The organism is Lactobacillus juensis, from assembly GCF_036246285.1.
GTDB classification, from domain to species: domain Bacteria; phylum Bacillota; class Bacilli; order Lactobacillales; family Lactobacillaceae; genus Lactobacillus; species Lactobacillus juensis.
Genome location: NZ_BTTS01000003.1, coordinates 82,753 through 108,028, shown reverse-complemented (window position 1 = coordinate 108,028; position 25,276 = coordinate 82,753). Strand labels below are relative to the sequence as shown.

The 25,276-nt window shown below is 36.6% G+C and carries 27 protein-coding genes; 6 read left to right on the top strand and 21 right to left on the bottom strand.

Going from position 1 to position 25,276, the window contains the following annotated elements; all coding sequences use genetic code 11:
- Window positions 1-42 precede the first annotated feature (42 nt).
- Window positions 43-2,574: a M1 family metallopeptidase gene (locus AAA926_RS08355; RefSeq protein ID WP_265893551.1), complete on the bottom strand. Its 2,532-nt coding sequence runs from the start codon at window positions 2,572-2,574 to the stop codon at window positions 43-45.
- Window positions 2,575-2,805: 231 nt separating this feature from the next.
- Here AAA926_RS08355 and AAA926_RS08350 point away from each other — a divergent pair, with 231 nt between their 5' ends.
- Window positions 2,806-3,171 carry an aggregation-promoting factor C-terminal-like domain-containing protein gene (locus AAA926_RS08350; protein WP_034980791.1) on the top strand — a complete coding sequence of 122 codons (366 nt, stop codon included), beginning with the start codon at window positions 2,806-2,808 and terminating at the stop codon, window positions 3,169-3,171.
- A 97-nt stretch (window positions 3,172-3,268) separates the two neighbouring features.
- Here AAA926_RS08350 and AAA926_RS08345 read toward each other — a convergent pair whose 3' ends face one another.
- From AAA926_RS08345 to AAA926_RS08300, 10 genes are all read right to left on the bottom strand, one after another.
- A complete protein-coding gene (locus AAA926_RS08345; RefSeq protein WP_338212321.1) occupies window positions 3,269-4,153 on the bottom strand; it encodes an SDR family NAD(P)-dependent oxidoreductase in 885 nt (294 codons plus the stop codon).
- Window positions 4,154-4,291: 138 nt separating this feature from the next.
- Window positions 4,292-4,879 (bottom strand): TetR-like C-terminal domain-containing protein, encoded by a 588-nt coding sequence (locus AAA926_RS08340; protein ID WP_265893549.1) that lies wholly within the window; start codon window positions 4,877-4,879, stop codon window positions 4,292-4,294.
- A gap of 43 nt (window positions 4,880-4,922) precedes the next feature.
- Window positions 4,923-5,453, bottom strand: a complete 531-nt coding sequence (locus AAA926_RS08335) for a hypothetical protein (protein ID WP_265893548.1) — start codon at window positions 5,451-5,453, stop codon at window positions 4,923-4,925.
- Window positions 5,454-5,635: 182 nt separating this feature from the next.
- On the bottom strand, window positions 5,636-5,884 hold the full coding sequence (locus AAA926_RS08330) for a hypothetical protein (protein WP_265893547.1): 249 nt from the start codon (window positions 5,882-5,884) through the stop codon (window positions 5,636-5,638).
- Window positions 5,885-6,076: 192 nt separating this feature from the next.
- Window positions 6,077-6,895: an alpha/beta hydrolase gene (locus tag AAA926_RS08325; RefSeq protein ID WP_109585757.1), complete on the bottom strand. Its 819-nt coding sequence runs from the start codon at window positions 6,893-6,895 to the stop codon at window positions 6,077-6,079.
- The gene (locus AAA926_RS08320; RefSeq protein ID WP_265893546.1) at window positions 6,882-7,652 is read right to left on the bottom strand and encodes a YibE/F family protein; all 771 of its coding nucleotides are present in this window, start codon (window positions 7,650-7,652) and stop codon (window positions 6,882-6,884) included. The genes AAA926_RS08325 and AAA926_RS08320 overlap by 14 nt, the downstream gene beginning before the upstream one ends.
- The gene (locus AAA926_RS08315; RefSeq protein WP_265893545.1) at window positions 7,649-8,764 is read right to left on the bottom strand and encodes a YibE/F family protein; all 1,116 of its coding nucleotides are present in this window, start codon (window positions 8,762-8,764) and stop codon (window positions 7,649-7,651) included. The genes AAA926_RS08320 and AAA926_RS08315 overlap by 4 nt, the downstream gene beginning before the upstream one ends.
- Window positions 8,765-8,897: 133 nt before the next feature.
- Window positions 8,898-9,677: a MerR family transcriptional regulator gene (locus tag AAA926_RS08310; protein WP_265893544.1), complete on the bottom strand. Its 780-nt coding sequence runs from the start codon at window positions 9,675-9,677 to the stop codon at window positions 8,898-8,900.
- A gap of 26 nt (window positions 9,678-9,703) precedes the next feature.
- Window positions 9,704-10,789 carry a D-alanine--D-alanine ligase family protein gene (locus AAA926_RS08305; protein WP_265893543.1) on the bottom strand — a complete coding sequence of 362 codons (1,086 nt, stop codon included), beginning with the start codon at window positions 10,787-10,789 and terminating at the stop codon, window positions 9,704-9,706.
- Window positions 10,790-10,942: 153 nt separating this feature from the next.
- A complete protein-coding gene (locus tag AAA926_RS08300; protein ID WP_265893542.1) occupies window positions 10,943-11,980 on the bottom strand; it encodes a helveticin J family class III bacteriocin in 1,038 nt (345 codons plus the stop codon).
- Window positions 11,981-12,113: 133 nt separating this feature from the next.
- On the opposite strand from AAA926_RS08300, the gene AAA926_RS08295 reads away from it, so the two are divergent.
- The gene (locus AAA926_RS08295) at window positions 12,114-13,112 is read left to right on the top strand and encodes a CAP domain-containing protein (RefSeq protein WP_338212320.1); all 999 of its coding nucleotides are present in this window, start codon (window positions 12,114-12,116) and stop codon (window positions 13,110-13,112) included.
- A gap of 67 nt (window positions 13,113-13,179) precedes the next feature.
- Here AAA926_RS08295 and AAA926_RS08290 read toward each other — a convergent pair whose 3' ends face one another.
- The 8 genes from AAA926_RS08290 to AAA926_RS08255 all read right to left on the bottom strand — a co-directional run bounded on the left by AAA926_RS08290 (window position 13,180) and on the right by AAA926_RS08255 (window position 19,749).
- Window positions 13,180-14,097, bottom strand: a complete 918-nt coding sequence (locus AAA926_RS08290) for a nucleotidyl transferase AbiEii/AbiGii toxin family protein (RefSeq protein ID WP_198180232.1) — start codon at window positions 14,095-14,097, stop codon at window positions 13,180-13,182.
- Window positions 14,098-14,099: 2 nt separating this feature from the next.
- Window positions 14,100-14,690 carry a type IV toxin-antitoxin system AbiEi family antitoxin domain-containing protein gene (locus tag AAA926_RS08285; protein ID WP_338212319.1) on the bottom strand — a complete coding sequence of 197 codons (591 nt, stop codon included), beginning with the start codon at window positions 14,688-14,690 and terminating at the stop codon, window positions 14,100-14,102.
- A gap of 236 nt (window positions 14,691-14,926) precedes the next feature.
- Window positions 14,927-15,400 carry a nucleoside 2-deoxyribosyltransferase gene (locus AAA926_RS08280; protein ID WP_338212318.1) on the bottom strand — a complete coding sequence of 158 codons (474 nt, stop codon included), beginning with the start codon at window positions 15,398-15,400 and terminating at the stop codon, window positions 14,927-14,929.
- 46 nt (window positions 15,401-15,446) lie between these two features.
- The gene (locus AAA926_RS08275; RefSeq protein ID WP_338212317.1) at window positions 15,447-16,277 is read right to left on the bottom strand and encodes a hypothetical protein; all 831 of its coding nucleotides are present in this window, start codon (window positions 16,275-16,277) and stop codon (window positions 15,447-15,449) included.
- 11 nt (window positions 16,278-16,288) lie between these two features.
- Window positions 16,289-16,972: a TetR/AcrR family transcriptional regulator gene (locus tag AAA926_RS08270; protein WP_045927417.1), complete on the bottom strand. Its 684-nt coding sequence runs from the start codon at window positions 16,970-16,972 to the stop codon at window positions 16,289-16,291.
- Between the two features lie 140 nt (window positions 16,973-17,112).
- A complete protein-coding gene (locus tag AAA926_RS08265) occupies window positions 17,113-18,093 on the bottom strand; it encodes a ribose-phosphate diphosphokinase (protein WP_198180226.1) in 981 nt (326 codons plus the stop codon).
- A gap of 157 nt (window positions 18,094-18,250) precedes the next feature.
- A complete protein-coding gene (locus AAA926_RS08260) occupies window positions 18,251-18,907 on the bottom strand; it encodes an alpha/beta fold hydrolase (protein WP_109585750.1) in 657 nt (218 codons plus the stop codon).
- Window positions 18,904-19,749, bottom strand: a complete 846-nt coding sequence (locus tag AAA926_RS08255) for a glycosyltransferase family A protein (RefSeq protein WP_338212316.1) — start codon at window positions 19,747-19,749, stop codon at window positions 18,904-18,906. Before AAA926_RS08255 ends, AAA926_RS08260 begins: the two co-directional genes overlap by 4 nt.
- Before the next feature lie 189 nt (window positions 19,750-19,938).
- Here AAA926_RS08255 and AAA926_RS08250 point away from each other — a divergent pair, with 189 nt between their 5' ends.
- Window positions 19,939-20,856, top strand: a complete 918-nt coding sequence (locus tag AAA926_RS08250) for a DUF1002 domain-containing protein (protein ID WP_370466834.1) — start codon at window positions 19,939-19,941, stop codon at window positions 20,854-20,856.
- On the opposite strand, the gene AAA926_RS08245 is transcribed toward AAA926_RS08250, so the two are convergent.
- Entirely contained in the window at window positions 20,857-21,657 is an 801-nt protein-coding gene (locus AAA926_RS08245; RefSeq protein WP_338212314.1) for a ribonuclease H family protein, read from the bottom strand.
- Between the two features lie 70 nt (window positions 21,658-21,727).
- On the opposite strand from AAA926_RS08245, the gene AAA926_RS08240 reads away from it, so the two are divergent.
- Window positions 21,728-22,660 (top strand): alpha/beta hydrolase, encoded by a 933-nt coding sequence (locus AAA926_RS08240; RefSeq protein ID WP_046331478.1) that lies wholly within the window; start codon window positions 21,728-21,730, stop codon window positions 22,658-22,660.
- Between the two features lie 22 nt (window positions 22,661-22,682).
- Entirely contained in the window at window positions 22,683-24,140 is a 1,458-nt protein-coding gene (gene cls, locus AAA926_RS08235; protein ID WP_338212313.1) for a cardiolipin synthase, read from the top strand.
- A 51-nt stretch (window positions 24,141-24,191) separates the two neighbouring features.
- Here cls and AAA926_RS08230 read toward each other — a convergent pair whose 3' ends face one another.
- Window positions 24,192-24,833 (bottom strand): nitroreductase family protein, encoded by a 642-nt coding sequence (locus AAA926_RS08230; protein ID WP_223902906.1) that lies wholly within the window; start codon window positions 24,831-24,833, stop codon window positions 24,192-24,194.
- Between the two features lie 136 nt (window positions 24,834-24,969).
- Between AAA926_RS08230 and AAA926_RS08225 the strand changes: the two genes are divergently transcribed.
- On the top strand, window positions 24,970-25,272 hold the full coding sequence (locus AAA926_RS08225) for a nucleoside triphosphate pyrophosphohydrolase (RefSeq protein ID WP_338212312.1): 303 nt from the start codon (window positions 24,970-24,972) through the stop codon (window positions 25,270-25,272).
- Window positions 25,273-25,276 lie beyond the last annotated feature (4 nt).

Here is a 25,276-nt window from a genome sequence, read left to right as displayed (position 1 = left end):
GTGCGTTTTTATTATCAATTTTAAATATTAAATAACTTTTACTTATAAAGCTTCCTTAACAGCCTGATTGACAGCATCTTTTTCAGCATTAATTACGTCAACCTTGGACTCGATATTCTTGGTATCCATTCTGATCTCACGACCAAGACCCGGCTGATCAACCTTTGGCTCAAAGAATTCTTTGAATTCTTCCAGTCTCTTTTCAGTATGGAAAATGTTTGAAGCCACAGTAATATAAGTGGTAAATTCCATATCACCACCGACTGTCTTTTCCAGCCATGACCATTGGTCCCGTAACCAGTCCCAAGCAAATTGTTCGCCCTTTGGATTGGCTAAAACATTCGCAAACCAAGAGCGCAAATCTTGAGGCTTAACGACTGCAGCATTTTCAAAATTCTCAATAAGTTTCTTGATTTCAGCTGGATTCTTGGTGTTGGTAATACCATCAGTAAGATCGTCCTTATAGTTAGGATCGATGGCAGCTTGATATTCTTTCAGCAAACGATCAACTAATCCTGGTTCATTATAATTCCTAACTTCATTCATTAAAACATACGGTCTAACTGAAGCATCAATTTCATTTAAGTTTTGATCGTGCTCCACAAAAATTTGGTGACCAGCTTTTATCACAGCAGAATTATCGGCATACAAAGCTAAGGCTATTTCTAGTGGTCGAATTCTCTTATCATCATCTGTATCAGAATCTTTTGCTTGCCAACCTAAACGTTCAACTTGCTTTTGGGCTAATTTATTAACAAATGCCTTCAAATCTTTTTCTTGAGCTGAATCAGGTGTAACAAATTTAAATAATGAACGGATACTAGATAACAAGGCACTAATGACAATGTATGATTTGGAATCCGCAAATTTCGGCAGCAACGGTACAATTTCAGCGTATGAGATTTGCTTGCCTTCTGCTAAAAGTCCTAAATCTTGCAATAATTGCAATTGATCTACCGGTTTAAGCTGATTAAATTCAGCCATAATATCGTTCATCAAGGTTTCATCATAATTGACAATGAAATGTGAACTATTGCCTACGTTTACACGCAAAGCGTGACCAGCTGCACTGCGTAATTCTTGGTAATCTCCCAGATCCAGTTCACGTTCAGACATAATCTGCGGTGCCGTAAAGTTTGCGTTCAAAGGGATAGCCCACTTGCGTCCAACTTCTTTGCCTTCACCGACGAAGAACTGCTTTTGGCTCAAAATCAAGTGACCAGCTGAGTTTACTTTAGCGGAAACAACAGGGTAACCCGGTTGATCAAGCCAAGTATGCATGATTTTACCAATATCTAAATCGGTGGCAGTCGAAAGAGCACTCCACAAGTCGTCACCCGTAGCGTTGCCATATTGGTGCAGCTCAAAGTAATACTTAAGTCCCTTACGCAAAGCATCGTCCCCTAAGAGTGCCCGTACCATAACCAGCATCCTCGAACCTTTAGCGTAAACAATTGCACTATCAAAAATCGAGTCAATATCAGCTGGATGCTCCACATTAACGTGAACGGATTGGACACCATCAGTGGCATCACGTTTTAAAGCTGCTGGCACCTCAGAAATTTGGTAAAGATTATCCCATACATGCCAACTCGGCTCCAAAGCATCAACTGAAACATATTCCATCATGTTGGCAAAACTTTCATTGAGCCATAAGTCATCCCACCACTTCATGGTAACTAGATCGCCAAACCATTGGTGCGCCAATTCATGAGTGATAACCGTTGCCACATACGCCTTTTGATAAGGAGTAGCATTATCAGGATCAAGTAAAATTGCGACTTCACGATATGTGACTAAGCCCCAGTTTTCCATTGCTCCGGCAGAAAAGTCGGGCAGCGCCAATTGCCAAGAATGTGGCAGCGGGTACTTGGTTTGGTAAAATTCTTCGTAAAATTCAATTGCCCGTTTTGCGATATCCAAAGCAAAGTCTAATTCCTTTGCTTGATGTGCTTTAGTCGCAAAAACTCCTACTTTAACGCCGTCTTTGGTTTCGATGATCTTTGATTGTAATTCACCAAAAGCAAAGGCAATCAAGTAGCTGGACATTCTAACCGTTTGTTCGAAGTAGTGCACGCCATCTTCAACTTTAACTTCCGGCATGTTGGCAATTGTAGTTTCACCTTCATGCTCATCATACTTAAGTGCTAAAGAAAAAGTAGCTTTGGCTTCCGGCTCATCAACACATGGGAAAGCCTGACGTGCAGCTGTTGTTTCAAATTGAGTACCGATAATCTGCTTTTGAACACCATCAACTTGATAGTATGACGGATAAATTCCCATCATAGAATCAGTCAGCGGTGCCGAATACTTAATCTCAACTGTGACTTTGCCAGTTTGACCCAGTTCAATAGCAATTGCTTCTTTGTCCTCATTGACAGTGAACGGTACATCCTTGCCTGCACTGGTAACAGAAGCAATTTTCATATACTTCTGATTAATTAAAATAGTATTTTCAAGTGCCTCACCTGTTATTGTTGAAGTACCGTTAATAGTTTTCTGTGCCCGATTAATGTCTATGAACAAGTCATAGTGTTCAGGGTGAAAAGTTTCATAAAAATGTTTAGCAGCCATATTTACCTCCTAAAATAATAGTTATTATCAATTTTAACAGACATATATGGAAATAACATGATTTTTCATAGCAATGGATATTTGCTCTGCTTTTATTTTTCAATAGTGGCAAAATTATTAAATTTTTAAAAAATATTGTAAGAGTTGCGTGTTCTTTCTGTAACAACAATGACACATTGACTGTGTATTATTATCCGTAGAATTAATACAGTTAATTGTGGGGATTGAAATATATTGAAGAACAGTAAAAGTTTAATACTTAAGTTAATTACAGCACTGGCGCTTTCATTTAGTTTTGTCACTGCTATAAATATAGAAACAAACAATAATAACTCGTGTACACAAACAGTACAAGCCGCTCGTAAGAAGTCAAAAGCTGAACGCGCAGCTAAAAGATGGATTGCCATGCGTGAATCAGGTGGCAATTATTACGCACGCAACGGTGTTTGTTATGGTAAATACCAACTTAACATTGCTTACCTAAACGGTAATTACTCTAAAAAGAACCAAGAAAGAACGGCTGACACATATGTTTACGGTCGTTATGGTTCATGGGTTAACGCCAAGAACTTTTGGTTAGCCCACCACTGGTATTAGAAAATACTCTTTAATACAAATATCCCATTATAAAAAATAGCCCAACTAATTGTTAGGCTATTTTTTATATGAATTTAGATGTTAAAACAAAAGGAATTTAATTTTCTTCATTATGAGTCTTTGACAAGAACGGTGCCAAGGTCTTCAAATCTGGTCCCTTACCGCTGGGAATATTTTCTGCACGAGAGACAATAATTGGATTAAGTCCTGTGTGAGTCAAAATGTAGAATTTATTTTCTTCTAATGCCTTGAACACAATTCCAGGTATTTTATCTATTGGCATGCCTGTTACGATATCTTGTTTAGCACGTTCTTGGCCTTCCTTAAATGCTTCACTTGAATAGTAAGGATCATTCTTATCAGTGTATTTAGCTGGTCTGTGATTTTCAGTATGATATAAGTCTGTCTGGACAAAGGCAGGACAAAAGACGTGCATGCTAATGTTAGCTTTTGCAACCTGCATATCATATTCCACTGCCTCAGTCAGTCCCACAGATGCGAACTTAGAAGCAAAGTATGATGGCATTGAAGGACTGGCAACTAGTCCAGCAATTGAAGCTACATTAATAATGTCACAATGATCTTTTTGTTTACGCATAATTGGTATTACGCGTTTTAATGCCCAAACCTGACTCATTAAGTCAGCATGCAAAATCCATTCCCAATCACGAGTAGGAAGTTCACAAATACCACCAGGTACCGCAATCCCAGCTGAATTAATCAATAAATCAATTTCATGATATTCAGCTACTGTCTTTTTGACCATGGCGTCAACTTCATCTTCATCGGTTACATCAGTAGGAATGCTAATAACATCCGCGCCTAAATCTTTAATATCAGTTTCTGTCTTGCTCAACGCTTCATTATCTATATCAGCAACGGCAAGTTTCATCCCTCTTTTTGCTGCTTCTAATGACAGTGCTCGTCCAAATCCGTGCGCTGCACCAGTAATTAATGCAACTTTGTCTTTAAATTCTTTCATAATGCAAGCCTTTCTATTTGATTGTTCAATACTGAACTAACTTACATTATTAATATTAAACGCTTACTGTATAAATAAAAATATATAATATTTACAGTTTGTTAGATATTTAACAATTGTGCATATCTATTAGGCAAATTAGCTTTTATGTCTTTGATTAGCCATCTTTAAACAATGAACTATTACATCTTTTTGCGTTCTGCGAAACATATCTCTCATTTCCTCTGGAGTCTCTTTTTGTCCATTATTAAGCCAGTCAATAATTATTTCTGTAAATCCACCAGTAAAGAAATGGGCTATAAGGTCACGGTCTTTCTGACTTACATGTAATTTATCTTTGCTGATTACTTCATCGATATAGCCTAGAAGTATACGATTTTGTGGTTCCCTAAAAATTGCATTAAATTGTTTAATATCTAAATTTTCATAAATAGCTCGTCCCAAGGTTGGATTAACAGCAAAATATTGAAAAATTTGATATAAATCGTCGTACCATTTTTCATAACCTTTTGACTGCTCTAATAAATTAATTATCTCATCCTGGACAGTCCACTTGATTAAATCAGGTACATCCCTAAAGTGATAATAAAAAGTAGGTCTGCTTTTATTAGTTAAAGTAAGTAATTCACAAACAGTAATTTTGTTTAAAGGCTCTTTTTTGAGCAACTTCTTTAATGCCCGCGCAAATTCTCTTTTTGTATTTAGTGAAATCTCTTTATTTTTCATTTTATTTGCCAAACTGTAACCCAATAAGAAAAATTTCCAGCAATTATTTGTTGCTTGCCACTATTTTCTTAATTTTTGCAAAGCGTTCATCCCACTCGTTAACAATTAAATCATCATATTCTTGCTTTAATAAAAAGTCGAGCAGGTCTTTTTTATCAGGCCGGTCTAAAAACAGGTAGCTTTGCGGAATAACAATCTGGGGCAAAACAGTGCGCAACTGGTTAAGTGAAATCTTTTTAACAGCACAAGATTTTAAAATTGGAATAATACAACCATCATCTTTAGGCATAAAATAGTCATAAATTTCGCCATAATCATCATTTTGAATTTCCCGGCCTATCTGAGCTAATGTCGTCGCATTGTTACGAATCAAAGGGGCGCACTTGATAAATAACTGAATTCCGCCATTATTGCCTGTAGTATAAACAAAGGCTTGAAAACTATCTTTAAAAAATCTCTTGCGATATTCAATTATTTTTTGACCCGTTAAAATTTCTTTGACATATTCCTGATGCAGAGAAATTAGTAAAGTAGGTAAAAACGGATCATAAACTTCATCTTCTATCTGACACATTAATTATTTTCCTTTTCTTTGTTCTTAATTGTGCAAATACTTATGTTTATCATAAATATCTTCGGTTAAACAAGCAACTGAATATTTAAAATATCAGATTAGCAAAACTGAATTATTTTAGACACAAAAAAAGCTGAGCTGCACTTCAACCATTGAAGTACAACCCAGCTTTTCTAATCATCTTACGCTCTGTGTCTTAATAAATGAGCCTTTGCGGGTTCACCTTTTAACCAAGTAGCAAAGAATGCATAGCCGAAGACCATCAAAGCAACTACAGCTGCCAAAATAATCATATTATTATTGTTCAGCGAAATTGTCTGTTCCTCTTCTAGCAGATTCTTTGACTCATTAACTTGATTGCATAATCCAAAGAATAACATGATTAGACTGCTTAGAGTTAGTAAGCCATTAACTGCCGTTAAAATTTTCATTTTCGTTAACTTCAAAAAATCATGTCCTTTCTTTCGATTTAAATACCAGCATTATATACCCTTTAAAAATAAATGCAAGGCCTTTGCTTAAAATAATTTAAATTTTTTGTTTCTAATATGAATATTATTATAATTTTATAATCAAATCTTCTAAAATCCGAACAAAAAGGAGTACAGCATCTGTACCCCCTTTTATTGCCATTCACTTGCCAGCCATTCCTGTGCCAGTTCGAACCAGTGGGCAGCGTGCGGATTCTCTTGCCATTCTCTACCCTTAACCACCATATCTTTACGAGCTAAAGAAAAGCCGTGACCACCACGATTGAATATATGGGCTTCACAGGGAACCTTCTTGTTATGCAAGGCTTCCACATATTCAAACGTATTGGTTACAAGTACAACTGGATCATCCCAGGCATGGAAGATAAAAGTTGCCGGCGTATTTGCAGTTACACCTAATGAACTATCCTTAATAAATTCATCTTGGGGTACTTTATCTTGTTCATCTTCTGGAATGTCAAAGCCAATTTTAGTCAGATTAATTAAGGGATAACCCAAAATAGTCTTATTAGGCAGAACTTCCGCACTCTTAAAACCAAACTCTTTTTGATATTTTGCAGAGTTAGCCATACTGTTGGCAAAACTGGCAACATGACCACCAGCAGAAAAGCCGATTGTGACTATTTTATCTGGATCAATCTGATAGTCTTGCGCATGCTCACGAAAGTATTTAACAGTGCTTAAGACATCAAGCCCGGCATCCGGATAAATGTCACCTTCGTCTTGCACGAGGTTGTATTCCATGACCACACTGTTAAAGCCGCAATTATTGAAAGCCAGGGCAACCGGCTCTCCCTCTCTTTTAGACAAATGGTCAAAACTGCCACCTGGAACTACTATCGCCAAAGGATGTTTTGGAGTTACCAATTCACCAATTGAACCCAAGGTGTATGTGTGCAGGTTGAACTTGCGCTGGTTAAAATTAGTTAACGTTAAATCATTTACTTTCATTTTCTTCCCCCACTTTTACCATGTTTTTTGCTAAAAATGTTGTTGCTAATGGTACTGTTAATAATACACCAATTAGAGAGTACATTATAATCAAAGCCTCATTGACAAACATTTTTTCGTTTAATACCTCACCTAACGTATAATTCAAACGAATGTACCATAAGAATAACGAAAGAAAGCTGCCGAACATCCCAAATAAAATTGTATTCATAGCTGTCCCCAATACGTCATTACCGATTTTAGCACCACTGGCCTTGAGCTCTTCATACGAAATTTCTGGATTATGCTTTTTAATTTCTAAAAGTCCTGAACTCATAGCAACAGCGGATTCAGCTACAGCACCAAGTGTGGAAAAGATAGCAACTGCTACTGCAATTAAAGGGTAACTCAATCCCGGCATCTGGGACAAGCCCACCAAAATTTCTCCTGCTTCAGGGCCAAGACCGGCAGCTTGCGCCAACCATTCAAAACCCAGAATTATAATGCTAGTTGCCAGGCACACAATTAGTGAAGAATAAAAAGAGTTTTTCGCAACTTGATAATCATGTGTTCCAAGAAAAATTATGGTCACTAGTTTTAACGGCACAAAAATCAAAATCAGAAGTGGAATATTGATGCTCCAAGAAATCAGAATAGCAACTAAAATTAATAATAAAGTATTGATTAAAACACTAAAGAAGCTGCGAATCCCTGTTTCACCGCCAACAACAGTCATTAAGATTGCAAGCACAATTAGTAAGGCAGTTAAGGTGCTCATTTTCTAATCCCCGCTTTCCGCTTTTTCTCTTCTAAAAACAGCAGGCTGCAACCCGTGGCAAAGACCACCGTCAAAACAATACCAATTGCGGAAATGATACTTTGTGTAACGCCAAGGGAAAGGGTGAAGCCAAAAGTGGAACGCAAGCTGTTATTATCCCGCAAATAGATAATCGTCATCGGCAATTCTTCTGACATAAAGATTAATACCAAGACGTTAATCAGTGGCCCCATTATTTCCTGTCCCATTGTGCGTCCACTTTGAATTAACTGCTTGGCAGTTAAATCGACCTTAGTCTGTATCAATTCGTAAAGACTGGAAATAATATCGGTGGCTTCGTCCATCACGGCTCCTAAAATACCCAGTAATGTTTGTGCCAAAAAGATGCCACGAGGATCCTGAGTCGCATAATCTCCTGTTTCGTATTTAATTTCCGATTCTCCTGTCAAACGCATGATTAAGTAGCATAATGCAAAAGAAACAAAAGTGCCTAGAATTGTTGCCAACCAGGTTGCCAGCATCTTACGGTTAAAGCCTTGAACAACCAATAAACTAAAGAATGAAAAAATAATATCGGCTAGGCCAAACAGTAAAACGATATAAGAGCCATTTAGTTTAATATCCAGCATAATCACAAGGTAGAAAATTACCCAGCTGAGTATCATCGATGCAATTAAACTAAACGACTTTTTACCTGAGACTGCCACCATCAGCGTGGACATTACTGTCATTGCCAAAACCAAAACCCAGTCTCGTTTAGGATCCTGAATAACTGGTTCACCGTGTTTGACACTGACAAACAGGCGCTGACCTGCACGAAACTTTTGTGTGACTAACTGTGATGGATAATACATGTTAGTGGTTTCGTAGGTTTGACCTTTAAATTTACCAGACAAGACTTTTAAATGAAGGATCTGTTTTCTGGTTTCGTCTTTATTGCCATAAACATCTGTACTTTTTTCTTCCAAAGTATCCTTAATTTTACTGTCAGTGACCACAGCTACATCATTTTTAGAATAAATATCTGTTGCAAAATAGGTGCAGGTAGTTAAAATTAACCCCACAACTGCTATTAATACCGCAAATAAGTAGCGCTTTTTAATTTTTTTCAATCAAATCATTCCAATCGATTTATACTTACCTACTGTAACTTAAAAACAGTTATTAGACATTAATTTTAAGCTAAATTTGTAAAATTTAAATATTATAAAAACGACTTTTAACCAAAAGTCGTTCTTTATGTGCCTACATATCTAAAAACCGCTGCCACCAGTGAGTTTTCTCCGGTTCGATCTGCATATCTGCTAATGTGCGGTGGGCATTAGAGTTGGCACTTTTTTCAGCATTTTCCTTAGCTTTAGCCAAAATCTCTTCATGCATCTGCTCACTTGATTTTCCTTCATCCTGCGCCACCTGAGCCCGTTTTTCGGCCGCGGTTAGAGGCTTCGTTTCTGGCATTTCCTGCACATCAGTTATGTCATCACCGTTATCGGTAACAATTCCTGAAATATCCGGTAAAACACTAAAATCATCATCAGTACCAGCTGCTTTAATTTGCGGTTTTTCTAACTCTTTTTGCTTTTTCAGCAACTCTTTATTTTGCTTTTCAATTCGGTTCAACTGTTTCTGCAGGTCGCTTAGTGCAGTATTTTGCTGGCCAATAGTTTGTTGCAAAGCATTCAGTAATTTCACCATCTGGGAAGTAGACATTACCTCCTGCTTTTTGCCATTATCCATATGCTGAGGCTTGTCTTTTTTGTCAGTAACAGCAAAAACTTGCTGTGCGGCTTCTTGCAGGGTCAAGCCATTATCCCGGGCTAATTGGTGAAAGTCTTCGAGATCCTGCACATCCTGCTTACTGTATAAGCGCGCATTTTGCTTGGTCCGTGCATAGTAATCCGGTTTACCAGTTACTTTTTCTACAATCAAAGAATATTTACGTAAAGTTGCAACACTAATGTGCAATTTCTTAGCCGTCGCAGAAGGCGCGGTTAATTCTTCAAAATTATGCTTATCTTCGCTCATCAGATATACTCCCCAGCACAATCAAATTAACCAATTTTGTGTAACAAGTTTTTCTTATGGTCAAAACGCTCCTGCGCTTTGACAATCAAACGGGTAATTAATTCCGAATAAGGAATTCCTGCTTCTTCAAAAAGTTTAGGATACATACTAATATTAGTAAACCCGGGCAAGGCATTAACTTCCGTTAAGATTACCTTATGATCACTTTCACGCAAAGTGGAATCAACCCGAGCTAAGCCACTGCATTCTGTAACTTGATAAACTTTTAAGGCATTAGCTCTAACCTTATCTACAATTTCTTGAGGTAATTTGGCAGGAATTTGCAAAGTAGTGGTGGAATCATCATAGTATTTATTTTCATAACTGTAAAAAGTACCCGCCGCATTAATAATTTGGCCGACACCGGAAACAATCGGCTTGTCATTGCCTAAAACAGCAGTTTCAACTTCTGTACCGTGAATGGTTTCTTCAATTAAGACCTTATCATCGTATCTAAAAGCATCAGCCAGAGCCTCAGCAAATTCTTCTTTATTGGTAACATGATGCACTCCAACTGAAGAACCTTGATTTGACGGCTTAACAAAAAGATCATTGCCCAGTTTAGCGCTCACTTTGTCATAATCACGTTTAGCATTATTAGCATCTTCATACTCAAACCGCTTAATTGCGATCCAGTCAGCTACAGGAACACCAACTCGCTGTGCTAAAATCTTGGTAAATTCCTTATCCATGGTCACGGCAGAAGCCAGGACATCGTCACCAACAAAAGGCTTGTTTAAAATTCTGAACAGTCCTTGCAAACAACCGTCTTCACCTAAATTGCCGTGCACAATCGGGAAGAAAACATCAATTTCCGGTAAATTCTTTAGTTGAATTAAATTTGAAATGTTGGCTACTTCATGCGGATTCTCAATAGTGTATTTAGGATCCTTTAAGACTTTAAAAGAATCTTCTTCACTGGCTAAATAGCCGTCATTGGTAATCCAAATTGGGTGGACGTCAAACTTATTTTGATCGATGGCATTATAAATGTTGTGGCCAGACATAATTGAGACTTCGTATTCAGATGAATTACCGCCAAAAATTAAACCAACTTGTGTTTTCTTAGTCATTATTTTTACCTCTTAGTCATTGTTTCTAACTTTTAATTATACGGCAAGAAAAACCCGAAGAACTGTAAATTAGACAAATTTTTAGGAATATTTTTTATTATAAGCAAAAAGTCTTGCATAAGGCAAAATCATATCCGAAAAATTTATACTATATTAAAAATTGCTATTCGATTTCCAAGTGATTTCATAAAGTTGATTGATTTTGGTTGGATGTTTGCCCAAAGCGGTGGAATCAAAGGACTGATGATAGGCTACGGTTAAGTAAAGATCATTAACGCTAGCCAGTTGAATGCCCTCAAGCTCAGTATAATAGCCCGGAATTTCCAGTTTACTATCGTTAGCTAAATTTACCAACTCCCAAAATGCAGGATCAGCTTCTCCCCAAGGAATTTTAACAATTTTTCTATTTTGACCGAGCCTGTCGTCCGCAAATTGACTGGAAATATAGATTGTGCGGTTGTTGTCAATAGCAAAGCCCTGCAGCGAACCAACTAACCCAGCTCGTCCAGAAAATTGTGGTATTTTAAAAGCGGCTATACTTTTTATTGTTCTGATATCAACGTATTTGCTTGCAGTTGCAGCTTCATCAAGCGCCTTATTAATTTCAGCTAAATAATAGAGCGCAAAATAACCGGTATAGTCGTTATCACCGTACGCAAGCAGAAAATAACGCAAATCTGGTGAAACTGCAGCTTCTACGCGGGAAAATTGATTGCCGGCACAGCCTATGCCTAAATCAGCTCCCGCATAATTTAAATTTGATAATCTTGGTTGCATTTTGGTATTAGCCGCTATCTTAAAATAATGCGGAATTTTTATGCGCGCTATTTGTTTAGACCAAGTCGACCAGGTGGGGTTTAAATCGTTTGGCTTTGTGCCAACGAACCACTGCCCTGGTCTTCCAGCTGTCTCCAGCGTCTGAGTATGACCTGCAGCAGTGCCGGTTAAATGCAAAGCTGGAATTTGCTTATTAAAAGAAACATTATTGCCATTTTGTCCGCGATAAACAAAGTTGTCTCCTGCTACGTGTTGCAAAACATAAGTATAACCGTCAATAATGCTGGTTTTCTGGACTACCACTTGGCGCAAGTCCTTATCTACTGGTCCAGTTGCCCCATCCCAATCGTCCAACCTGCTTAACAGAGCAATTTTGACGTTTCGTGCTGCCTGCATCTTTTCATTATTAGCCAAGATCGTCATTTCCTCACTAAATTTTTCCAAAAACTCAATCAATTTATTAAATATAATTATTATTTTAAAAATAAAATTCTACTCGGTTTTATTTTGCCTTATAATTTATGCTAAAGAAAGGAGAGCATCTTAAATGATAAAAAAACTTTATTCTGCCCTCTTCTGTTTGCTTTTCACTTTTCCTTTTAGCAATACACAAGTTTTTGCTACAGAACTCACTCCAAGTGAAACGAATGAAGTGAGTCGTTTGCAGCAGGAATATGCACAACTTGATAACACTGCTTATAATCTAAATAACCTTTATTTAAACAAGCCGCAGTTTAAAACGAAATTTAAGTCAGGCACACTTGTACCGGACTATCTTGACAGTCAATTGGCATATACAAACTATTATAGAAAATTATTCAATTTGACTCCCGTTAAAGAAAATTTTCAAGATAATATTGCTGCCCAAAAAACTGCTGCCGTTTTAGCCGCTCTTGACGCTAATCCGATGGTCAATCAGCATAATTTGCCTTACGAAAAAAGACCGAAAATAATTAATAAAACTACGTGGCAACTAGCCCGCAACATTTCCAGCATGGCCAATCTTAATTTTAATACCAGTGATCAGACTGCAGGTGAAGTTATCACTGACTTAATTACTGATCGGTACAACTTGACCGGTGCTGACACCGGTCACCGTGCATGGCTGTTATCAACGCGCTTAACTATAACAGGCGCAGGTGCAGCTTATGGCAAAAACGGGTATCGCTATTCTGTGCAAAAAGTTTTTAACGCCGCTGATGTCTTTCGCACTCCCAGTCGAGAAACGGTAACTTATCCCAATAGTGGCGTCTTTCCAATTGAGCTTTTACAAGGTGATAATATCGCCTGGTCAATTTATCTCTCTAATAAAATTTATAAAGGCACACCAAAAATAACCATAACTGATAAAGACACTGGTGAAGCTTATCAAGCAGAAAATGTACGCAATTATAGTCACACAGGCTATGGCAATTTTGAAACTATTATTACCTACTATCCAGGCTCAATTCCACTAGTTCTCGGTCACGAATATGAAGTAAAAATCACAGGTTTAACTAGTTACACCTTTAAGCTGTTTCAACTTCAAAACAAGTCAATAGAATAATAAAAAGCATCTAGAAAGAAGTATCCTATAACAACCGTGAATTTTCATTACTAGATGAGTGAAAAAATTAATTAACAAAAAGTTCCAGCATAAGTTCTTCAATTGCATTCAAAGTGTCTTGAAAGTTTATCCTTCGGGCATAAGCTTTTTGATGTGTATAATTTTTCCATTTGTCTTGCATTGCCTTACTACTTTTTATGTCATTTAACGTAATTTGCCATAAATAATTTTCCTTATTTACTTTTTCAAAAATTTCATTAAAGCTGTTCCTTGAATTAGCAGTATTTTCTAAAGCAGTTCTAGTTATGGGTAAATTCAGCTTTAGTTTTTTATAATCTGTTTGCTTTCTAAGCTTGTTTAACATATATATGTCATAAAAGTCTTTCATTCGAGTATTGACAATACTGCGACTAAATACTGTTTCTAGTTTTTGGGCAATGATAGTTTCATTATTATAAGCATAAATTTCTATTGGACTGTTATCGATCAAAGAATTATATTCATATTTGATTTCTTTAGGGGTTATGATATCACCGGTAGAAATATCTATTTTGATATTGGCCCTAGATTTTTTATAAAGAGTGCCCAGTAAATGAACTCGGTACCCAACATATTCAGCTCCTTCATGTATCTTTTGTACATTACCAACTCTTTTAATTTCAATTGGGTCATTTTTACTTGGAATAATATTGCAAATTTCATCAACCATTTTTGTTGCTTCGGAAGAAGTCAAATTTTTCCCTTTAATATCTGTATCAATATCTTCTGTCGTTCTGTTATTAATACCAATTAAACTTGACAGCAAAAATCCACCCTTTAGGATTAAATTATTTTTATATTTTGATTTAGCTATTCTTTGTACAAAATCATCTAAAGTAAATTCCTCCAAAATTACCTGTGTAGATGTTTTATTATCTTTTGCCAGTTTACGTATATGAGCTATCATTTGTTGATTATTAGTGAAGCTTCGAAATTTATCATTCATTTTTATAGCAATATTTCTATGTATTCCTGAACTTTCTTAACAGTTTTGAATTTTCTTGCAAAGTACAGCAATTTAGCAATATTTTTATTGGGCTGTTTTAAATACTGCTTATAAGCCTTATTTATTATTTCAGGATCAACGTGATTTTGTGGGCGTAATATTTCTGCCATAGTTCGATCAATAGAATAAACCCTAACATTATTTCCATTAGGAGTTTTTACTATTACAATACCCAGATTGTACATTTGAGGTACTTGTTGATGAGGCAAAATTTGTTCTTTTAACTCCGAGTTTTTGTACCCCCTCGGAAAAGTAAGCTCAATTTTATCTGGAACACGATCACTCAAACCATATAAATAAAGGGCGGAGCTTAACGATATTATTCCCTTTTTGAGTCTCAGCTGAATAGTATAAAAAGCATCTTCCAAATGATTTGGACTGCCATAAATTCCTTTGTCAATTAAAATCAATACGTTGTTTTTAAGGAAGTTCTTTATTTGTTGTCCTGAAAAGTTTTTCTTCGTAAGTTGTTTTCTAGACAGCACATAATTATTTTGCTTTAACAAATTTTCCAATTCAGATTTATTAGTCATTTTAGTCACATCCTTTTATCTATATTTTACCCCATCACCAACTACAATGGGGTAAAATATAGATAAAATTAAATAAATAAAAACCATATTTCAAAATGGTATGGCCCCCAAATTTGTCCTAATTTTAGGGTTCATATCAAACTTAAGTGAAATATGGTTTTTATTTTAAAAATTAGTATCCCTTCTTAGAGAGATAATTGCATCTTTAGATAGTTATTAAGCGAACTGAGTTAATTTTAAATATAGTTGGCTACGGCAGCTAATAAATCTTTTTCATTATTAACTATGGTGCCATTAAGTTTGATCAGCCCAGTAGTATACAAGTTAACATAATGGAATTGGTTTTCTGCAATTTGGGTCAAAGCTTGTAGCTTCTTTTGGTTAGTAGCTCCCTGCTGACGAGTATCTGTATATAAACCAATTATCGGAATTTCTTTTGCATAAGCTACGCCTATTTCACTCGCTACACCATTGTCAATGCTGAGGCCGTCAAGAACGGCAATCATCAAATCGCTATTAAGCAATTTTTCAGTATCAGCTTGCGCAATCATTTTAGAATCAGCATAAGCCTGTTTATCATTAATTGACGCGTTTTCCTGAGGCAAATACAAATCAATTGAATTATCTATTTGACGTATTTTAGCCGCCAATCGCGCGTTGTAATTAATTTCTGCTTGTGAAAACAGAGCATTTGCAAAATAAATTTTCATATATGTTTCCTTTGAAAAAACGATTAATTATTTTAAAACAGAGAGGCTAATTATTGGGAGAACTGATTTCCCACGGAATTGCACTTAAAATATAAAGAACAACTCCTACAATAACAAAGTCCAGAAAGATACTGCTGCTTATTTCTAACACAAAACCTAATACAGCTAAACCTTCAACATTAAAAATTACTGGAATAATAGCCAATATGCCCGCAATTAATATTAACCAAAAACCTGCCCACATACCACATGCGGTAACTTCGTGAGTCAGCATTTTTGAATTAAAAAATAACTTCATATCACTTATTAATGAACGTAAACTAATAATAGCCATTATCAGTATAATTACATTGACAATTAATAAGATGAAAGCAATATTGCTTCCAAGAGTAATTGTGTTCAGATTAAAAGAATCGATTACATCAAATGGAGCATTATTTTCCTGCTCCTTTAATTTTTCTTGTACTAACTGGGCATCACTAGATGCACCTTGATCAATGTTTAAATCAATGTCATGTAAAATTTGTTTGGCCAATTTCATATTACTGAACTTGAACCAAGGTCTCCCAAGGGTATAGTCAATAATATGATCAGCAATTGGTTGAGTTTGCTTAGTAGTTAGCAGATTGGCATTACCATTTTTATTAGCTCCAATTGCTTCTGCCAGTGCATCAAAATGCTTGTTTACTTGTCTAACTACTACAGCCTCATTACTACTGTTTCTAATTTGTCCCTTCATAAAAAAGGGATTAAGGAAAGTCGCGGTAATCATGGTTAGCGATACAACCAGAAAAATGATAAAGGACAGAACCTGTTTGTATTGGTTGTTCTGTTCTTGACTTATTCTGTGCAAACCATCTCGCGCGCCATTTGCCATATTTTTCCTTTCTAACAGACAATCTCCTTGTCTTCATCAAACATCGTATCTATTGCATGATGAATGGTCTTAATGTCAGTAGATTCAATAATCTCATGACCCTCTTTAAGCGCCTTTTCAATAGTTGGTTTTGAGGAATGTAAAAAGCTGTACATGAATGCTTTGGTACCATAATCAGCTATTTCCTCAGGAGAAACTTCATATTCTTTATTATCATAATAAAGACGACTCACACCAGTTACGGCAAAGGCAATCCCCATCCGCACTTCTTTGGGATCGAAGTCAAAGTGATCAAACAACTGCTTTTCTTTTAACCAGTCGTTGATAGTTTTACTCCAAAAGTCCAGCGATTCGTTACTCTTAAACACCTCAGTAATAATACGTTTAAGACCTTCATCATAAATTCCCAGCATTTCAATCGCATAAATAAAAGCTTTGGTGCGAGCACATACTTCGTCTTCTTTATTAACACTAAACTTCTGCACTTGCTTGTCTAGTGTATTGAGAATGTTCCGAACTACATCAGCAATCAAGTTTGATTTATGGGGATAATATGACTGCAGTAATGATTTGGAAATGCCAGACTTTTCTGCAATCATTTGAAATGAAACACTGTCCATACCATTTTCTCTAATTAAGTGAAAAGTATTACTTAAAATTGTACGTCTTCTTTTATAATTTTTACGTCGTGCCATAATGTTTTCTCAGCTCCTATATATTTTGCCTTAATTATACCAATGATATAGAATAAATAAACAAAAAGGCACTGGTATATTATTGGCTGATAGTTTTTACTAAAGAAACATATACTAAAAGCAAGCCGTTTAATATGTTATTACTTTAATTTACTTTCACTTAACAAATGCATTGAACGGTCATTATATACATAATTAATTCCACGCGCTAAAAGCAAATCTACTGAAATACGAACCATTCTATCTGGATAATGGCTGTGTTTAATAGTATCAGTTACCACTATCTGTTCAATTGGCAACTCATTCAGAACTTCAGTAGCATTTTGTGATAATAATGCGTGTGTTGCAGCAACATAAACTTTCTTGGCGCCTGCCGCTAGAACTGATTTAGTTGAAGAAGAAATACGTGATCCCGTATCAATTAAATCATCTACAATAATACATTTTTTGTCCTTAACATCACCAATCATGTCATGTACATCTGCGTCATAACGTGCGTGGCGCTGATCAACAATCGCAATTGGCGCATCAAAGCACTGACCAAAATTACGAGCGAGTTTAGCCCCAGAATGATCGGGAGAAACAACTACAATATCGTCTTCCTCTTTGGTAGCAATACCGTTATCAATAAAATATTGTGCTAAAAGTGGCATAGCATGCAAATGATCAACTGGCACATTATAAAAGCCTTGAATTTGCGAAGCATGTAAATCAAGAGCAATTAAGTGATCTAGACCAGTAATTTGTAATAAATTAGCTATGAGTTTAGCAGTTATTGGTTCGCGCGAACGAGTTTTGGTATCTGAACGTGAATAAGCCAGGTATGGCACTACCACATTGATTCTGTGTGCCGAGGCGCGATGTAATGCGTCCAAAACAATTTCCAGTTCCATAAAGTTTTCATTTACGGGATCCTGAATTGACTGAATAACGAAAACGTCACATCCTCTGACACTTTCGCCAATATTAACTTGAATTTCACCGTCACTAAAATGTTGCACAGCAGTTTCAATTAACGGCTTTTTCAAGATTTGTGCAATTTTCTCATTTAATGCGGGATTTCCGCCTAACCCAATCAGCTTCATCGGGTGCAATATTTGAAGAAGTTCTTCCTTGTTCATGACTACCTCGTTTTTTAAAAATTACAATCTTTGCAAGTCTATTATAACCAAAAAAGTCCCCAGTGCCTAGAAAAGTAATAATTCAAACAAAAAGCCGAAGCTAATATCGGGTGTTAAATATTAAATTGAAAGTAAAAGTATTCTTAAATTAAATAAACTACTTAAAAAAGTCTTCCATTAAGTTTAGCAGTTTAAAGCTCTTAACTGCGTAACTTTCATGCTTTTGTCTAGGCATAATGAGAAGCTGTCCTTGAGGAATAATTTGACTATACCAGCGAACGTGTTCTACTTTAACCCAGTCTTTTTCTCCCACAACACAATAAGTTGGTATCTTGATTGCCTTCAAGCTATCAACAGACATGAAACTTTCTGATAATTCCACCTTACTATCACGGTTCATGCGCAAAAAACGCAGAAAGCCTTCAGTCAAATAATGATATGATTTGATACCATTGCCGTTCACAAAGACACCAGCTACCATGAGCTTTTTAAAGATATTTTGATCCTGACTTGCAAGCATCATTGCTACCAAGCCGCCAGCATCAAAGCCAAAACAATAGCAGCCTCTGATATTCACTTGCTTAATAAAAGCAGCCAGGTCTTCAACTTCTGTTTGATAGTGCTCGGCAGGTTCTCCCTGACTGAGACCATGGCCTCTCATATCCAGAACATAAACCGTATAGTAAAGAGAAAGCGGGGCAACAATTTGGTCAAACATGCCACCATCTAAATGGTGTCCGTGTAATAAAAGCAGCGGGGCACCCTTGCCTAACTTACTGTAATAAAGTTCGTTACCATTAACTTTTTCTCTCATCTTTGGTCTCTTTCGCTAGCCTCTACCAAATTTTGATTAGAACTTTTTTCTTTCTTATGTTCATGCCACAAGCTGCGGACAATGATCTTAGCAATAATATAGTTAGCTTTAAAATTATCAGGAATCATTTTGGCGTTAAAGTGATGAACCATGCTGTCCTTACGCTGCCAATAATGATAGATAGGCTTGCTATCACAATAAAAACCTTCTGTTAAGGACAAATATTGCACATTAAATATCTGATCTTCCATAAAAGCTAGATTTTCCATGAAGTGAAGATGATTCTGCCGCACAACCGATAATTTATAGCCCTTGTTCCAAGTATAGCCCTTGACTGGAGTAGCCAGGCAATGATTATCACATAAAGAGCCAAAGGGATTACTGATTAATTGGTAGGTTCGGGCCTTGCCTTTCATGCCGCGCACCACTTTTTTGGTGACAGGAATTGAACCTGGTTTGTTTTCATAATCAAGCCAGAAACCACAGGAAACCATTGCTGCATCAGGATGGTCGTGAAAAGCATTTACAAAAAATGCTGTATAATCGGAATCTACCCAGTCGTCACCATCATGAAAAGTAAAATATGGCGTATCAACGTTGGCAATACCGACATTGCGTGCATCAGACAGACCACCATTGTGCTTGTTTATTATCTTGAAGTAACGGAATTTTTCCCGATAGCTTTCTGCTATTTTTCGCGTATTATCCGTTGAACCATCATTGACAATTAACAACTTAAAATTGGGATCATCTTGCTTAGCCAAATGATCAAGTGCCCGCTCTAAATATCTTTCGACATTGTAAACAGGCATAATGACAGTTAATTCAGGTTGCTGAATCATAGCTCCCTCCTTTAACTTGTTATTATACCATCTTAAATATTAAAAATAACGTAAAGTAAGTGGTACATAACTATTATTTAACCTTTTGCTTTTAGCATTTAGTATAATTAGGAACAGTCAAAAGGAGTTAATTATTTTATGAAAAAAGCAAAAACATTTTCAACTATTATTACACTGTTATTGTTTAGTATGCTCATGTGCGGCACTGTTACACAAACCGTTAAGGCAGATGAATTACCGGTTGTCTGTCTTGGAACTTCTTTAACCGCTTCCCAAAAAAGCGGTACGCTAAAAACCCTCAGTGAGCCACTAAATGGCAGCAGCTACCAAACAATTACCATCACCGGTGAAGATTTGGTCAAATATCTTAATCCTTCGGGTGCGAACTTTACAACTCACTCTGGCGTCTGGTCCAGTGCCATGATTGAAAAAGAAGCACAAGGTAGTGGTATCAACGTTCATATCCTTGACTACCAGGGACGCAATAATATTACTACCATTACAGCCGATCAATATAAAAATGCCGCTTTAACTGCCGGTATCTCTGACGCCAATATTTATGTTACCAGTGCTGTGCCAATTGATGGTTCCGGTGCTCTAGCCGGTGTTTATGCTGCCTATAACAAAACCGGAGAAAATTTAAATCAAAATCAAGTAAACGCAGCACAAGACGAAATGAACACATTAAGTAAAATAACCAAGGAAAATAAGGATAAAAGCGGTTATAGCGACGCCCAATTAAATAATGCAGTTGCAGGCGCTAAACAGGAAATGGGTAAAATCGGCAACAACGTGTCAGATAGTCAAATTCATGATATTGTAAATAACCAAATTAATATTAATCATCTTGGTGACGTTATAAATAATAACCAAAAACAGCAGATTATTAACGTCTTAATTGAAGTCCGTGATTCCGGTGCTTTAAAAAATCACAAATTCAAGGACCAGGCTGATGCTTTATCCAAAAACATCAAGAAGAACGCTAAAGGAATCTTTGATAAAATCAATACCCCAGAAAATCGTAGCTGGTTTGAACAAATTTGGCATAATATTACTTCATTTTTCAGTCACCTTTTTAGTGGCCTAATTGTGGCTGCTTTTAATTAATTACATTTGGTCCATGAATTTGTTTAACGTATGATCGACAAATTCATTGCCACGATTATTAGCGTGTCCTTTGGTCCATTCAAATTTAGCTTGAGAAAATTTATCTAAAAGCTGGTCCAGCTCCTGCCAACACTCAAGGTTGGCAATTGCACCTTTTGTACTTTTGGTCCAGCCCCGTTTTTTCCAATTTTCAAGCCAGCCTTTAGTAATTGGATTTAAAACGTATTGTGAATCCAGTACAAATAATAATGGTTTTTCGTTAAAACCCAACTCGAGCAATTTTTTGAGTGCTTCTATTAAAGCTGTTAGTTCCATCTTGTTATTAGTTGCACCAAACTCTCCATTTGAATCATAAGTAGACTTTTGTTGGCCATCTTCTTGCCATTCAATTAGATAAGCCCAGGCAGCCTTGTCAGTCGCACGCACATGACCGCCCTTAAAGTTACCGGTATTGCGGGTACCCCCGTCAGTATAAATTGTGGCAAAAAAATCGGATGGATTAGACTTATTAACCCTGTTTAGCGCCTTAGGCTTTGGGACAGAAGTTGATGTAGCAGGATTTTGCTTGATTTTGCGACTTTCTTTTTGAATCTTGGCAATTGCTTTTTGTAATGAGTTCTCATCTTTTTGAAAGACTTGATGAACAGTTTCGCGATCCCAAGCTAAATACTCAGTGGCATCAGTTATTTTGGCAAAAGATTTGTATTCGGCACCAGAATAGCCTTCAACTTGTTTTCGGGCATCTTCCCAAGTGCGATAAACACCTGGCTTGCGGCCCTTTTTTACTGCATAAAATTTCATATGCTCCCCTATCACTAAAATTTTCAGTCAATGCTAAAATATAAGTAGTTCTATTTTTTAAGGTGGTAATATGTTCTTCAATACTAAAAAATACAAGGAAGAAGTGGAGAAAAACCACAAACGCGACCTTGCAAAGGAACCTAGCAGACTAAGCATGCTTTTCTTGGCTGTCTTGGCAACTTTTGCTCCTACTCGTGTTTTCTTGCGTTTACATAAAAAAAGGATTGAAGACAATGCCACAATCGAACCAAAAAATGGCGATTTTGAACAAGTACCTATCATATATTTTCATGGCTTTCGTGGCGGTGACTATACTACAAAGGTAATGGTTAAGCAGGCACTTGCTGATAAAGGCAATCCCAAATATCTCAAAGTTACTGCTGATTTACTGGGTAACTTTAAGCTAGAAGGCACTTGGACTGGTGATCCTAATCCAATTGTGCAGGTTGTTTTTCGCCAGCGGCTCGTTGGTGTGTATGCAATTGACTACTACCTGCGTTTCACATTACCATTTCTAGCTCAAAAGTACCACTTTTCACACTATTCGGCAATAGCACATTCTTTGGCCTGTCCCTGCATAGTACGAACCGAAATGCATGAATACCGAAAGAAAAACTTCCCTCATTTAGTCAAATGTGCCTTCATCGCGGGACCTTTTGATGGTGTAGTTTATTTGGGAGATATCCCTAACGTTAACGCCTTTAACCAAAAAGGTCGTCCAGCTGTGGTGAATTTGCATTATCTTTACCTCTTGTTCAGACGCAAACGGTTTAATCCCAATATTTCAGTATTAAATATTTATGGTAATGTTTTGGACAATACCAACAGTGACAAGTTTATTTCCGTCACTTCTGCTAAAAGCATCCGCTATATTCTTGCACCTTATGCCAAATCTTATCATGAAGTTGAAATTCGCGGAAAGAAATACGCTGAACACAGCTGGATGCACGATAACCCATTTGTCATCGACATTATTGATAAGTTTATTGGTCTTAAAAAATAATTTAATTTTGGAGGAAACACGTGTGATTCTGCTCCGCGACATAGGACGTATCATCATTATTACCAATACTATATTGGCCTTTTACATTGTCTTTCATAGAAGACGCTCTGTCTCAACAACTTGGGCTTGGTTGATTATTCTGCTGGTTTTTCCAGTTTTAGGGATGATCATTTACGGCTTTTTTGGTCGGGGAATTTCACAGGAAAATATTTTTGCCATTAACAAGCAACATCATATTGGGTTGCGGAATGTGCAAAAATCAATTACTGCTGCACCTAAAAAAATCAGCGCATCTGATACCTCAAACAGAGCCCAAATGGTGGTGCACTTTTTTGATCATGATGGCGAGTCACCTTTGAGCAAAAACAATCATGTTAAGCTCTATACCGATGGCAAAATTATGTTTCATGACATGATGGCTGACATTAAAAATGCCAAACAGTCAGTGAATGTTGAATTTTATACCTTTTATAATGACAATATTGGCAACGACTTTCTTGATTTGCTGATTAAAAAAGCCCAAGAAGGCGTATCTGTTCGTTTGCTCTATGATGCCTGGGGTTCAATGGGTGCAACCAAGGCCTGGTTTGATCAGTTAAGAAAAGCTGGCGGCATAGTCCTGCCCTTTATTACCTCACGCAACATGATTACGCGGTATCGGATTAACTACCATTTGCACCGTAAAATTGTGGTAGTTGACGGTAAAACTTCTTGGACTGGCGGCTTTAATATCGGTGACCAGTACCTGAGTCGCAAGAAAAAATTTGGTTATTGGCGTGACAGTCAGGTGCGGATTGTCGGATCTGCTTCTTTACTATTGCAAGAGCGGTTTGTCATGGATTGGAACGCTTCAATTCAAAAAGAAAACCAAGTCATTGCTTTCAATACTATCCTTTTTCCTAACTTGGATGAAAATGAGATTCATGCTGGTGATGTAGCAACACAAATAGTTTCAGACGGACCTGACCGCTATAATGCTAATATGCGTAATGGTATTATGCGGCTGATGTCTCTAGCAAAAAAACGTCTCTGGATTCAAACACCGTATTTAATTCCTGACGACGCGATGTTTGCCACTTTGCAAACAATTGCCCAGTCAGGAGTAGACTTACGAATTATGATACCGTGTAAACCCGACCACCCATTTATTTATCGCGCTACACAATGGTATGCTAATGAATTATCCCGTTATGGTATTAAAATTTATATTTACAATAAAGGATTTATTCATGCTAAAACAATTGTAGTTGACGATACCTTCTCTACTGTGGGATCAATGAATCAGGATTATCGCTCATATGACCTTAACTTTGAAGATATTGCCGTTTTTTATGATAAAAATTTCACCCGTGAAGTCGCAAAATCATTTGAAGATGATATGAAAGTTTCATCATTATTAACCCCTGAAGATATTGCCAAACAGGGTCGCTGGCTTAAAATTTTGCAAAGCTTTTCACGGATGCTTTCGCCAATTTTATAATTAACAAAAAGCCTTCCAGAACGGAAGGCTTTTAAAATGCGCTATTATTAATTATTCTGCAAAGTGATAAACACTTTCAGCTGGGTAGCGAGTTGTTTTAGCCATAGTTTCTTCAGTTTCATTGCTCTTGCCAATTACTATTGCCATTACTGGTAAGTAGCGTTTTGGCTCCAAGTTAAAGGTTCTGGCAATTTTAGATTCGTCATAGCCAGCAATTGGGTTAGTGTCGTAACCATGATTGCGAGCAACAAGCATAAACTGCATAGCAGCAAGTGAACAAGACCTAATGGAATCAATTGCACAAGAATAATATGTGCCATTTTCATAAGATGGCAAAAAAGTTCTTAAGACTTCGTCTAATTTTTCCTTAGTGATGTTGCCTGTCTCATATTCCTTAGTCCAATTTTCACGATACTTTTTATAAGCATAAACATCAGCAAAGACTTGCACAACCGCAGCACAGCTGTCCATTTGTGGATCGTTAAATCTAAGCATGTATTTCTTAACTTTAGCAATAGTTTCCGGGGTATCTGCTACTTCAAAGTGCCAGCCTTGTAAATTGCAGCCAGAAGGAGCCGTTACTGTTTCTTCAAACATTTCTTTAAATTCTGAACGCGGAATTTTGACACTTTTATCAAAATGGCGCACAGAATGACGGTTTTGTACTACATCATTAAAATCGTTATTACGCATATCTTCACACTTTCTAATATAAATATATCTCTACTATGTTAATTTTACTACATTTTGTTATCTACTTCACATAATTTTTTGAAAAAATTAGCAGTATAATAGAATTTAAATATTATGAATAATGAAGGCTATTAAAATGAAAAAATTAGTTAGAGACAAAATACCAGAATTTGCACACTATGCTACTTATCGTGAACTTAGTCACGCAGAAATTGAACCAGCTTTAAAGAAAAAATTAATTGAAGAAACTAATGAAGTTCTTGCTGCTAAAACTGAAACTAATTTAATTGAAGAATTAGGTGATGTTTACGAAGTCATTTTGGCTTACCTTAAATTTAAAAATGTTGATCAAGCTACTTTTTTAAAACAAGTAACAGAAAAGCGCGCCCTTAAGGGTGGCTTTACTAAATATCTAGAAATGAATTGGGAAGAAAAATAAGCCC

Coding starts and splice junctions, on each gene's coding strand:
- AAA926_RS08355 (WP_265893551.1), bottom strand. CDS start 2,574: ATGGCTGCTAAACATTTTTATGAAACTTTTCACCCTGAACACTATGAC.
- AAA926_RS08345 (WP_338212321.1), bottom strand. CDS start 4,153: ATGAAAGAATTTAAAGACAAAGTTGCATTAATTACTGGTGCAGCGCAC.
- AAA926_RS08340 (WP_265893549.1), bottom strand. CDS start 4,879: ATGAAAAATAAAGAGATTTCACTAAATACAAAAAGAGAATTTGCGCGG.
- AAA926_RS08335 (WP_265893548.1), bottom strand. CDS start 5,453: ATGTGTCAGATAGAAGATGAAGTTTATGATCCGTTTTTACCTACTTTA.
- AAA926_RS08330 (WP_265893547.1), bottom strand. CDS start 5,884: ATGAAAATTTTAACGGCAGTTAATGGCTTACTAACTCTAAGCAGTCTA.
- AAA926_RS08325 (WP_109585757.1), bottom strand. CDS start 6,895: ATGAAAGTAAATGATTTAACGTTAACTAATTTTAACCAGCGCAAGTTC.
- AAA926_RS08320 (WP_265893546.1), bottom strand. CDS start 7,652: ATGAGCACCTTAACTGCCTTACTAATTGTGCTTGCAATCTTAATGACT.
- AAA926_RS08310 (WP_265893544.1), bottom strand. CDS start 9,677: ATGAGCGAAGATAAGCATAATTTTGAAGAATTAACCGCGCCTTCTGCG.
- AAA926_RS08305 (WP_265893543.1), bottom strand. CDS start 10,789: ATGACTAAGAAAACACAAGTTGGTTTAATTTTTGGCGGTAATTCATCT.
- AAA926_RS08295 (WP_338212320.1), top strand. CDS start 12,114: ATGATAAAAAAACTTTATTCTGCCCTCTTCTGTTTGCTTTTCACTTTT.
- AAA926_RS08290 (WP_198180232.1), bottom strand. CDS start 14,097: ATGAATGATAAATTTCGAAGCTTCACTAATAATCAACAAATGATAGCT.
- AAA926_RS08285 (WP_338212319.1), bottom strand. CDS start 14,690: ATGACTAATAAATCTGAATTGGAAAATTTGTTAAAGCAAAATAATTAT.
- AAA926_RS08280 (WP_338212318.1), bottom strand. CDS start 15,400: ATGAAAATTTATTTTGCAAATGCTCTGTTTTCACAAGCAGAAATTAAT.
- AAA926_RS08275 (WP_338212317.1), bottom strand. CDS start 16,277: ATGGCAAATGGCGCGCGAGATGGTTTGCACAGAATAAGTCAAGAACAG.
- AAA926_RS08270 (WP_045927417.1), bottom strand. CDS start 16,972: ATGGCACGACGTAAAAATTATAAAAGAAGACGTACAATTTTAAGTAAT.
- AAA926_RS08265 (WP_198180226.1), bottom strand. CDS start 18,093: ATGAACAAGGAAGAACTTCTTCAAATATTGCACCCGATGAAGCTGATT.
- AAA926_RS08260 (WP_109585750.1), bottom strand. CDS start 18,907: ATGAGAGAAAAAGTTAATGGTAACGAACTTTATTACAGTAAGTTAGGC.
- AAA926_RS08255 (WP_338212316.1), bottom strand. CDS start 19,749: ATGATTCAGCAACCTGAATTAACTGTCATTATGCCTGTTTACAATGTC.
- AAA926_RS08250 (WP_370466834.1), top strand. CDS start 19,939: ATGCTCATGTGCGGCACTGTTACACAAACCGTTAAGGCAGATGAATTA.
- AAA926_RS08245 (WP_338212314.1), bottom strand. CDS start 21,657: ATGAAATTTTATGCAGTAAAAAAGGGCCGCAAGCCAGGTGTTTATCGC.
- AAA926_RS08240 (WP_046331478.1), top strand. CDS start 21,728: ATGTTCTTCAATACTAAAAAATACAAGGAAGAAGTGGAGAAAAACCAC.
- AAA926_RS08230 (WP_223902906.1), bottom strand. CDS start 24,833: ATGCGTAATAACGATTTTAATGATGTAGTACAAAACCGTCATTCTGTG.
- AAA926_RS08225 (WP_338212312.1), top strand. CDS start 24,970: ATGAAAAAATTAGTTAGAGACAAAATACCAGAATTTGCACACTATGCT.